A 10022-nucleotide genomic window follows, 5' to 3' on the forward strand; every position below is an offset into this window, starting at 1 on the left:
TGCAACAACGAGTGCGGGCCGGCCTGGAAGACCCGGAGGGCGCGGCCTGAAGGGCCCATCTGCTGCGTTTGGTCACTAGGAAAGTAACCACCCTGCCCGTCGCGACAAAACACAACAGCTGCACCCTTCAGGTCACGCTGAGCACGCAAGGAGTTGTTCAGAGGCTCCCTATCCCATGGTGGCTGATTTGACACGAGGCAATGAATGACGAATTGGGATGTGATTGTGGTCGGCGCCGCTCAGGCCGGCTGTGCTGCTGCCTGGGATCTGGCGGCGGCGGGGCGGCGAGTGCTGGTGCTGTCACGGCCTGCCGGGCAGGGCAAGCCCTGTGCAGGTGGGGTGACGGCGAAGACCCTGAATCGCTACCGGTTTTCCATCGCCCCGGTGGTGCGTGAAGTGGTGTCCACGCTATGGGTAGGACGCTTTCCTGCTGATAGTCAGGCTCTGCAAGCTGCCAGCCCCTTCTGTGTGATGACGGAACGCGCCGAACTGGATGCGCTCTGCCGCCAACAGGCCCGGCAGCAGGGAGCCAGCTTTGTCGAAACGCGAGGAATTCAGTCCCTGAGCCAGGATGGGCTCTCCGTCACCCTGACCACCCGCGAGGGCGAGCGCTTTCAGGCTAGCGCACTGATTGCTGCCGATGGCGCCCACAGCCCGATACGCAAGCTGTTGGGGGAGCGCCGTTATGCCGGCGCCGTGGCCATCGAGGGGTGTGTGCCTCGGGATAAGCTCTCCCGGTATCCAGGCATGACACTGGATTTTGCGGCAATTAAAGGTGGCTACGGCTGGCTGTTTCCAAAGGGGGATCATGTCAACGTAGGGCTTTACGTGTGGCGTCAGGGTATTGCCTCGCCGGGCCGTGAGCAGCTCGACCGCTACAGTCAGCAACAGCTGGGCGCCCGTCCCTCGGGAGTACAGGGCTACCCGCTGGGCACCTGGCTGCCTCGGGCCCGCTTGTGTCAGGGGAGAATCCTGTTTGCCGGTGATGCGGCCGGTTGTACCGAAGTGCTGCTGGGGGAGGGGATCTATGGGGCAGTTCTCAGTGGACAGCTGGCTGCCCAGGCGATTCTAGCCGGGCAACTGGCGAGCTATCCCCAGTGGCTGGCGGGTTGGCGGGAAGAGGTGGCGACGGTGGAGCAGCTGGCGCGGCTGTTCTACCCGTTAATGCCGCTGTCTACGCGCATGCTGCAGGGCAATCTCGGGGCGACCCTGGTGGAAGGCTTTGCCCGGGGACTTACCCTGGGGCAATGCAAGCGCCGCTGGCGCGGCGCATCAATCGTCGGGGGATAAACCACTGCCTTGCTGTTCCCGGTAGTGCACCGGGGTGACGCCGAACCAGCGCTTGAAGGCCCGATTGAAGGCGCTTTGTTCCGAATAGCCCAAATCCAGGGCGATCTGGTTTACCGAGCGGTCGCTGTGCAATAACCAGTCACAGGCCAGACGTCGGCGTTCATCTTCCAGCAGGCTGGAAAAATCCGTGTTCTCTGCCCGCAACTGGCGGCGCAGGGTCCAGGGCTTGATGCCCAATTGGTCGGCGATAGGCTCCAGTTGCGGGACACCCTGCTGCAGGCGTTTCTGAATCTCCAGGCGCACCTGTTCCAGCAGATTGTCGCGGGCATGGTACTGCGTCACCGCCCGCTGCATGCGAGAACGCGCCACCTTGTGCATTTCCGGATCCGCATCGCGCAGCGGCAGATCCAGCAGACTGGCATCGAGGACGATGGCATTCTGCGGTTGCTCGAAGGCTACCTCACAGCGGAAGATTCGCTGGTATTCCTGTTCATCGCCCTGCGGCGGGTGGCGAAACAGCACCCGGGTCGGCGACATTTCCTTTCCGATCAACCAGCGGCCATAAACGATAGCGCCAGCGAAGTTGGCATCGATGCGAGCCGGGTAAGTGGCCAGGTCTTCCAGGTCGCTTTCCCAGATAAGCCACAGGTGTTTGTCGCGCCACTCGAAGCGTAATTGGGCGCATTCACTGGTGACCTTGGTGAAGGGGATCATCAGCTCGATGGCATCACCGAGGGTGGCGCTGGACATGCTGGCATAGCCCAGCTCGCCCATGAAGCGCGGGCGGATGCCTTCGCCCATGTGCAGACCGAAAAGCGGATCGCCACTTTCCTGCATGGCCTGCCTGAGTAGCTTGTTCTCAACCGTCATGGCAATGCGCGACTGAGGATTTTCCAGATCGTCGTTGCTGATACCCAGATCCACCAGGGCACCACTCAGATCGACACCGGCACGCAGGGCGGCATCCAGCAGGAATTCAAGCCAGAACGGGGCGACGGTACGTAATTTCAGTGAAGAAGACAGGCTGGCGGACATCTTGGCTCGCGTCGTTTTTGTTATCTGCAGAGGCTACTAGATAACGAGAGGCGCGCGGCGAAGTCAACGGTTCAGGTGAGACAAAGGGGAGAGAGCAGGGGCGGTGATACCGCCCCTGAGGCTAGCAAAAAGCGATTACTTCGCTTCTTTGGCCAGCTTGTTGACCTTACGGTTCAGGGTGGCCAACTTCTTGTTCAGAGCTTCCACTTCATCGCGGGTGGGCAGACCCAGAGCGGAAGCAACCTTGCCGCGTACTTCGTCCAACTGGGACGGCTGCTTCTTGGCGGTGGTTTTCTTCTGTGGTTTGGCCACAGCTTTCTGACGTTTCTCGCCAGTTTTCACCAGGGTCTGGAACAGCTCATTGCCGTTTTCTTCCAGACGGGTGTAAGCACCGCGTACGGCGGTGTTCAGTTTTTCCAGAGCCGCTTTGGCTTCGGTGGTAACTTGTTCATAGCGTTCGTTGAGTTGCTCGATCGTAGCGTTGCTCATAGGGGGCTTCCCTCCGTAGAAAAAATGGATTAGCAAAGCCCTCTGGCGGTGGCTGCGAGGGCGTGTACAAGTGTAAGTCAGGATTCTGACAGTGTTGTTAATGTTGTCTAACAATTAAACAGTGGGTTTGGCCTACTCATCAGTAGGTAATTTGCTAAGGTCTACATCCAGCCTTTGCCGTGGCCGCCATCGTGGTTTCTGCAGAACCATTTCCGGCAAATCAAACGCGTCCGGGATGACAAGGCTGTCGGACAGAAATCAGAAAAGGATCCATCCATGTCAGCAGTGATTCGTCAGGGCCACTATCAAGGGCTTACCGGTAACGGTGTCACCGAATACAGAGGCATCCCATTTGCCTTACCGCCGCTGGGTGAGCATCGTTTCAAGGCGCCGCGGGCGTTGCCGGACGCTGATAATGCGGTGGCGGCGGATCAATATCCCCAACCCTCCCTGCAGATGAAGAACCCGTTGATGGGGGTCCACGAGTCCAGCGAAGACTGCCTGTACCTGAATATCTGGGTGCCCGAAGGGGAGGGCCCCTTTCCGGTGATGGTCTGGTTCCATGGCGGCGCCTATCTCGCTGGTTCGATCTCCCAGCCACTGTACAACGGTGCGGAACTGGCCCGTAGTCAGCAGGTGGTGGTGGTGAATGCCGCCTATCGACTGGGAGCCATGGGCTTTGCGGATTTGACGGCGGTGGCGCCGGAGCTGCAGGCGGACACCAATCTGGGGCTGCGCGATCAGCTGTCGGCGCTGGAATGGGTGCAGGAAAACATCAGCGGTTTTGCCGGTGATGCCGATCGGGTCACCGTATTCGGAGAATCCGCCGGCGGCTTCAGTGTCTGTGCGCTATTGGCATGCCCGCGTGCGTCATCACTGTTTCACGCTGCCATTGTGCAGTCCGGCGCGGCAGATTTTGTTCTGGCGCCGGAACAGGTACGCAAGGTTACCGATGCCTTTGTGGCGGCACTGCCCGGCGAGGGCAGTGCCGCACAGAGGCTGAGCGACTGCACCGATAAAGACTGGATCAAGGCCCAGAATCAGGCAGTGAAAGTGCTGGTAGACCGGGGGCTGCGCGCGACAACGCCACAATTCGCGATGAATTTTCTGCCCATGGTGGATGGTGATTTGTTGCCGCAGCTACCGATTGAGGCCATTGCCGCCGGCGCAGCCGCCGACAAGCGACTGCTGGCCGGGGTCTGCCAGGATGAATACCACTTTTTCCAGTACGCCGGCGTGCTGGCCGGCACCGTCAAAATGGCGTCCCTGCGTGACGTGGACGATCAGGAAATTCAGCGTCGCTTTGAGCGGGGCCTGCCGGGCAATGGTGCCCGGGCGTTCGATTATTACCGCAGCATGGTCAAACCGGACCCAGGCCGCAGCTCGCTGGACGTGTTTTCGGCCATGGAATCGGATCGCCTGTTTCGTGTGCCCACGGTCCGCCTTCTGGATGCCCAGAGTCGCCACAACCCGGACTGTTGGGGGTTCCAGTTTACCTGGCAGAGTGAGCCCTTCGGCTTGCCGCTGGGGGCCTGCCATGTGGTGGATGTGCCCTTCGTCTTTGGTGTCACCGATACCCCGGCGGGGATGTACTTCACCGGCGGCGGGGATGCCGCCAGGGCCCTGTCCCGTAAGGTGCAGGATGCCTGGGGGGCGTTTGCTCACGGTGATGATCCGGGCTGGCAGGGCTGGTCCGCCGGACGGCAGGTGCGTCAGTTCGGTCCGGGCGAGGAGATGGCCGGTTTGCTGGATGAGGCGGCCGAGGCCCTCTGGGAGCCGATCATTCCAGTCCCGCAGTGAGCGATAGCGTCTGATCGCCGGACATTTCTCAGTCTCCTCCAAAACGCGTAGAATACCGCCCCCGCGCGGCTCCAGCGCCGCGCTATACTGATTCTGATCTGCGAAATGTCCGGGTGGTGAGTGCCATGAGCGTAGCAACATTGATCGAGCGCAAGGTTTCCGAGGCCGTCCCTGTGGCACATTTGGCCCTGGAAAACGAAAGCCACAAGCACAGTGTGCCGCCCAATTCGGAAACCCACTTCAAGCTGGTGCTGGTGAGTGATGTCTTTGACGGCATGCTGCCGGTGCGTCGCCACCAGATGCTCTACAAGGTGCTGGCCGACGAGCTGGCGGGGCCCGTACATGCACTGGCGCTGCACACCTATACCGTGGCGGAATGGCAGGCCAAAGGCGGAGCAGTCAGTGAATCCCCTGACTGTCTTGGCGGCAGCAAGCGGGACTCTTGAAGTGATTAAAACGCGTCTCTGTTATCGCCTGGAATGCCGTTCAGCAAGGCGCGGGTTGCAGGCAGGGCTGGTTGTCCCTGGCAAGACCCGCAACACCGCTGAGCGGCATTCCAGGCATAACCCTTCGGGCCGGGTTTTTCTCCCCGCTCCAGAGTGTTGTGGCCTCTCAACATGCAACCAGCATGCCTTCAATCCCACGCCTTCTGGAGCGAGGAGAAAAGCCTCGGCAGAGACGTGTTTTAATCATTTCAAGAGTCCATATCCGGAGTTCAAGGCGTGAGTCAGCATAAAGTGGAAAGGTCGGACAGCATTGTCGTTGCTGCCCTGTACAAGTTTGTCCGTCTGGATGATTGCGAGCAGTTGCGTGAGCCGCTGCTGGCACTGATGCTGGCGCAGGATGTGCGCGGCACGCTGTTGCTGGCCAGCGAAGGCATCAATGGCACCATCTCCGGGCCACGGCCCGGCATTGATACCGTGCTTGGCTGGCTCCGCGAGGATCCGCGTCTGGCGGATCTGGAGCACAAAGAATCCTTCCACGACGAGCATCCCTTCCTGCGTACCAAGGTCAAACTCAAGAAGGAAATCGTCACCATGGGCGTGGAAGGGATCGATCCCAACCGCACCGTAGGCACCTACCTGAGCCCGGAAGAATGGAATGCGGTGATCAGTGATCCGGAAACCCTCCTGATCGATACCCGTAATGATTACGAAGTGGAAGTGGGCACCTTCAAAGGCGCCATCAATCCGGAAACCCGCACGTTTCGTGAGTTTCCTGACTATGTGAAAGGAACTCTGGACCCGGCCAAACACAAGAAAGTGGCCATGTTCTGCACCGGCGGGATTCGTTGTGAAAAATCCACTGCTTACCTGAAAGAGCAGGGCTTTGAAGAGGTCTACCACCTGAAAGGCGGCATCCTCAAATATCTGGAAGAGATGCCCAAGGAAGACTCCCTGTGGGAAGGCGAATGTTTTGTCTTCGACGAAAGAGTCACCATCGACCATGATCTCAACCCGGGCGAATTTGACCAGTGCCATGCCTGCCGTCGCCCCATCAGCGACGAAGAAAAGGCATCGGAAAAATTCCAGCTGGGCGTCTCCTGTCCCAAGTGTTACGACGAGTCATCTCCTGAGCAGAAGGCCCGTTTCGCCGAACGTCAGAAGCAGATCGAACTGGCCCGCGCCCGCGGTCGCCAGCATCGGGGGCAGAATCCCCGCAAGCCGTCCTGAGCAGCCCAGTCTCGACACACGAGTGACGAGCAGCGAAGAGCAACAAGGTTGTTGGTTTTCGAAACTCGCTCCTCGTGCCTCGCTCCCGAGCCGGAGGCTGTTACACAAAACGGATCGCGAATAGTGCCGCCCGGCGTGATGACATAGACTGGGCCTTGCCAGATCATCGTCGTGGAGCTTCCATGAAGTGTTTGCTTGTCAGCCTGCTGGCGTTGGTTACCACCATCGCAGCGGCTGAGCCTGTGCAGGTTGCTGTCTCTGCCAATTTTTCCTCCCCATTGAAACAACTGGTTCAGCGTTATCACCAGCAATACCCGCGAGCGGATATTCAAATTACTGTGGGTTCCACCGGCAAGCTTGCAGCCCAGATTCGTCAGGGGGCTCCCTACGATATTTTTCTGGCGGCGGATGATCGGCGGCCGCAGGAGCTTGCTTCTGAAGGTTTGATTGAGGTTGGCACAGTTCGCACCTATGCCATTGGCAGGCTGGTGTTGTGGTCTCCTCAAGCCGGGGCGGTTCTCGATGGCTCCTCGCTGATGGCCGGCAGGGTTACTCCCGTGGCCATGGCCAATGCCCGTACCGCTCCCTATGGTGAAGCCGCCGAGGCAGTGCTGGAACGGTTTCCACTTCCCGATTCGGTAACCCTGGTACAGGCCGAGAATGTGGCGCAGAGCTATCACTTTGCCCACAGTGGCGCCGCAGAGGCTGCCTTTGTGGCGCTCAGTCAGGTACAGGACCAGGGAGGGCGACAGTGGCGTATTCCCGAGGCGTTCTATCCGTCAATCCGTCAGCAGGGTGGGGTGCTCAGGAATACGTCGGCAGCAGATCATTTCTACGATTTTCTGTTTTCTGGCGAAGCTCAGGAAATGATCCGCAGTCTGGGTTATCGCACCGATGAGGTCGTCGATGATGTTGAGTGATGGCGACTGGCTGGCCCTGTGGGTGGGGGTCAAACTGGCGGTGGTTACCACCCTCATCCTGTTGCTGGTATGTACGCCGCTAGCCTGGTGGCTGGCCCGTCGTCGTTTGCCCGGGCAGGCGCTACTGGAGGCATTGCTGGCGCTACCCCTGGTGTTGCCGCCGTCGGTATTGGGGTTTTATCTGTTGATCGGGTTGGGGCCGCATGGGCCGGGTGGGTGGCTGGCGCAATGGGGTGGTGCCCGTTCCCTGGCGTTCAGTTTTACCGGCCTGGTAATTGGTTCGCTGGTCTACTCGCTGCCCTTTGTTCTGCAACCCCTCAAGAACGCTTTCGCGGCCATTGAGCCACGGCAACTGGATATGGCGGCGGTCTCCGGTGCCCGACCCCTAGATCGCTTTTTCTCGCTGGTGATTCCCCAGGCCCGGCATGGCTATGCCAGTGCCGCGATTCTCGGCATTGCGCATACCCTCGGAGAATTCGGTGTGGTGCTGATGATCGGCGGCAGCCTGGCCGGGGAAACCCGGGTGGCGTCAGTCGCCCTCTATGAGCATGTGGAGGCGGGAGATTACGCCAGTGCGCATCGGTTGGCGGCGGTGCTGCTGGTGGCGTCGGTATTGATGCTGTGGGCCCTGTTTCGCTGGCAACGCAAGCAAAGCACCGGGGTGATGCCATGAGTCTGACATTCTCCCTGTCTGGCCAGGTGGGGCCGTGTCGTTTACAGGCGCGGGGGCAGCTTGCTGCCAATGGTGTGACGGTACTGTTCGGGCCTTCCGGTTCCGGCAAAAGTACGCTGTTGCGGATGCTGGCCGGGCTCCAGGATTGCGACGGCGAGATTCGCTTCGGTGATCAGCTCTGGCAAACCGACGACGCCACGCTGCCGCCTTGGCAGCGCCCCCTGGGCATGATGTTTCAGGAGCCGACCCTGTTTCGCCATTTGAGTGTGCGCGGCAACCTGGACTATGTGGTGAAGCGTCGGGGAGCAGCAGGGGACCTGGACAGGGTGGTCAGTCAGACTCGTATTGATGGCTTGCTGGCGCGTTCGGGGGACACACTCTCCGGTGGTGAAGCTCAGCGGGTGGCTCTGGCTCGCGCGTTACTGGCCGGGCCGGAACTGCTGTTACTGGATGAACCCCTGTCGGCGCTGGATCACGGCCACAAGCAGGAACTGCTGCAGATGATCAGCGAGATCGCCAGGCAGGTGCCGGTGATCTATGTCACCCATGATCTGGACGAGCTGCTGACCCTGTCGCGACAGGTCTGGTTGATGGAGCAGGGACGTATCGTGGCGCGAGGCAAGGCCCACGAAGAGCTGGCCCGGCTGGATGGCCCGCTGGCCCAGCGTGGCGATGCCACGGCCTTGTTGTACGGTGAACTGGGTGATTATGACAACCGGGATCACTTGCAGGCGGTGACTGTGGCACAACAGACATTCTGGTTGCCCGCAGCGCAACCGGTGGCTGGCAAAGAGCCAGTACGCCTTCGCATTGCCGCCCGGGATGTGAGCCTGTGTCGCCAAGCGCCGCAGGATTCCAGCATTCTCAATATCCATCCGGTGCAGGTGGCAGCCTTGCGTGAAGTCGGGCCGGGACAGGCAGTGGTACAGCTGGCCCTGGGGGATCAACGTTTGCTGGCCCGCATCTCCAGCCGCTCCGCCCGGGAGCTTGAGGTGTTCCCCGGGGCGCGGCTTTATGCGCAGGTAAAGGCGGTGGCGTTGGGGTGAGCTGCAAGCTACAAGCTACAAGCTACAACGCGATTGAAGGTTCTGTTTATTTTGAGATCAAGAGGCCGCGCCCGGATTAGGAGCGCGGCCTCTTGCGTTGAAAACAGACAAAACCATGCTCGCGTTGTAGCTTGTAGCTTGTAGCTTGTAGCTTGAGGCTATTCCCCTCCTGCCTGGCTGCGCCAGTCTGCGGCCAGGCCAAAGCGGAGCTCGCCGGTGGTGATGGTGCTGGTCCCGGAGAAGAAGAACATGGTGACGGTGATGAGCTGCAGACTGATAATGACACCCGGTGACCAGAGTGCGCCCAGGCCGGCTGACAGATCTGGAACCAGGCCTGCATGGGCGGGCAGTGCCAGGCTGATAGCGATGCCATAAAGGGCGGCAAATAGCGCCATCATCTGGTAGACAGAGAATAGCTTGCTTCCCCCCCGATAATCCGCCCGCAGTGTCTCGGAATAAACCCGCCATAACTGGCTACCCACGAGACTCAGGGCAAAGGCCAGCGCGAACTGCTGGTGGAAGAAAAGCGCGCTGCAAAACAGGGCCAGGGCGGTATATATCACGCAGGTGATTGCCTGGATGGGAATCACTTTCACGGCCTCCATTTCCCCGGCGAAGGCGATCTTCTTGGTTTTGCCGATAAACACATGGTTAAGGGTGCAGAACAGGCGTCGGGCCCAGGCGGGTGAGTGGCGCAGTGCTTTGCCGTAACAGCAACCGAAACTGATACAGGCCAGCCGCCCGATGCCTTCACCCAACACATAGGCAATGGACATGGCTGCGAGCATAGGCAGAATCGGCAGGGCCGTGTCCCACCAGCGTTGGCTGGCCAGGTCCGCCAGCCAGAGAAACAGCGGGGCGATGATAATGCCCACAAAGCTGGCGCCCCCGACAGTGAAGCCGTGACGGTTTTTTTCCACCACGGTGGCGATGATCTTGGCCGCAGGCAGGCAGATGGCCAGCACCCCCAGCGTTAGCAGCAAGGCAGTACCAAGGGCAACGCCAGCAGAGGCTGTGAGCAGTATGAAAGCGGCAACACCGAGCCCGCCGGAGATGCCGGTAAACAGCCCGTAGAAGGTCAGGTTCAGGCCCTGCC

10 protein-coding genes are annotated in these 10022 nt (G+C 60.2%); 7 read left to right on the forward strand and 3 right to left on the reverse strand.

What is annotated here, in order from left to right; translation table 11 throughout:
- Positions 1 to 204: 204 nt before the first annotated feature.
- Positions 205 to 1290, forward strand: a complete 1086-nt coding sequence (locus ACFE0K_RS04070) for a geranylgeranyl reductase family protein (protein WP_434534843.1) — start codon at positions 205 to 207, stop codon at positions 1288 to 1290.
- On the opposite strand, the gene ACFE0K_RS04075 is transcribed toward ACFE0K_RS04070, so the two are convergent.
- Positions 1273 to 2325 (reverse strand): AraC family transcriptional regulator, encoded by a 1053-nt coding sequence (locus tag ACFE0K_RS04075; RefSeq protein WP_434534844.1) that lies wholly within the window; start codon positions 2323 to 2325, stop codon positions 1273 to 1275. The two genes, ACFE0K_RS04070 and ACFE0K_RS04075, sit on opposite strands and share 18 nt — an antisense overlap.
- A 135-nt stretch (positions 2326 to 2460) precedes the next feature.
- Positions 2461 to 2814, reverse strand: a complete 354-nt coding sequence (locus ACFE0K_RS04080) for a poly(hydroxyalkanoate) granule-associated protein (protein ID WP_434534845.1) — start codon at positions 2812 to 2814, stop codon at positions 2461 to 2463.
- A 276-nt stretch (positions 2815 to 3090) separates the two neighbouring features.
- Between ACFE0K_RS04080 and ACFE0K_RS04085 the strand changes: the two genes are divergently transcribed.
- The 6 genes from ACFE0K_RS04085 (at position 3091) to modC (ending at position 8926) form a co-directional block, all read left to right on the forward strand.
- On the forward strand, positions 3091 to 4614 hold the full coding sequence (locus ACFE0K_RS04085; RefSeq protein WP_434534846.1) for a carboxylesterase/lipase family protein: 1524 nt from the start codon (positions 3091 to 3093) through the stop codon (positions 4612 to 4614).
- A 125-nt stretch (positions 4615 to 4739) separates the two neighbouring features.
- Positions 4740 to 5060 carry a BolA family protein gene (locus ACFE0K_RS04090; protein WP_434534847.1) on the forward strand — a complete coding sequence of 107 codons (321 nt, stop codon included), beginning with the start codon at positions 4740 to 4742 and terminating at the stop codon, positions 5058 to 5060.
- 276 nt (positions 5061 to 5336) lie between these two features.
- Complete coding sequence (locus ACFE0K_RS04095) at positions 5337 to 6287, forward strand: rhodanese-related sulfurtransferase (protein ID WP_434534848.1); 951 nt, start codon at positions 5337 to 5339, stop codon at positions 6285 to 6287.
- A 182-nt stretch (positions 6288 to 6469) separates the two neighbouring features.
- A complete protein-coding gene (gene modA, locus ACFE0K_RS04100; RefSeq protein WP_434534849.1) occupies positions 6470 to 7207 on the forward strand; it encodes a molybdate ABC transporter substrate-binding protein in 738 nt (245 codons plus the stop codon).
- Positions 7197 to 7880, forward strand: coding sequence for a molybdate ABC transporter permease subunit (gene modB / locus ACFE0K_RS04105; protein ID WP_434534852.1), 684 nt, complete (start codon positions 7197 to 7199; stop codon positions 7878 to 7880). Before modA ends, modB begins: the two co-directional genes overlap by 11 nt.
- Positions 7877 to 8926, forward strand: coding sequence for a molybdenum ABC transporter ATP-binding protein (gene modC, locus ACFE0K_RS04110; RefSeq protein ID WP_434534850.1), 1050 nt, complete (start codon positions 7877 to 7879; stop codon positions 8924 to 8926). Before modB ends, modC begins: the two co-directional genes overlap by 4 nt.
- 158 nt (positions 8927 to 9084) lie before the next feature.
- Here modC and ACFE0K_RS04115 read toward each other — a convergent pair.
- A partial coding sequence (locus ACFE0K_RS04115) for a prolipoprotein diacylglyceryl transferase family protein (protein ID WP_434534851.1) occupies positions 9085 to 10022 on the reverse strand: 938 nt, incomplete at its 5' end.

This window comes from Alcanivorax sp. (assembly GCF_051117345.1).
Lineage (GTDB): Bacteria > Pseudomonadota > Gammaproteobacteria > Pseudomonadales > Alcanivoracaceae > Alcanivorax.